Annotated in this window: 1 pseudogene; it reads left to right on the forward strand. The window is 38.9% G+C overall.

Annotated elements, in window-relative coordinates:
• Positions 1 to 548, forward strand: a pseudogene (locus tag EZM65_RS15595) (hypothetical protein); the annotation flags it as partial.

Consider the following 548-nt stretch of genomic DNA (forward strand, 5'->3'; position numbering starts at 1 on the left):
AGAACCGCAACCGGTTTACATGGCTATGATTACATTTACTGGTCAACACCGGTTGAAAATTTCCACATATACAACGTTTCTCCTTTATCCTTAACCACAAGAATTTATCATTGGGTTGCGGATTATCCAAATCCAGCAGGATACGGATACGGAAACTGGTTCAATGTCAATGAAAATATGGTTGCCGGAAAAGGATATATCATTAGAGTACCTAATGCAAACCCGACTTTTTCAACAACTTTTACCGGAAAACCTCAAAATGGAATTGTTACAAAAACAATCACAAGAGGACCATATACCGGAAGTCCGTATACAGGAACAAACAATGTTGTTATTACAAACGAAGACGACAACCTTAATTTGGTCGGAAACCCTTACCCTTCAGCAATTGATGCTATAGAATTCCTAACAGCCAACTCTGGAACTATTGCCGGACAGGTGAGTCTCTGGACACATTCAACTCCTATTTCAAATACTACCCCAAGTCCATACTACCAATCATTTACCTATAACTACAAATCAAGTGACTATGTAACGTATAACAGCAG

Origin of the sequence: Flavobacterium sp. H122, from assembly GCF_004959765.1 — a bacterium.
GTDB lineage: Bacteria > Bacteroidota > Bacteroidia > Flavobacteriales > Flavobacteriaceae > Flavobacterium.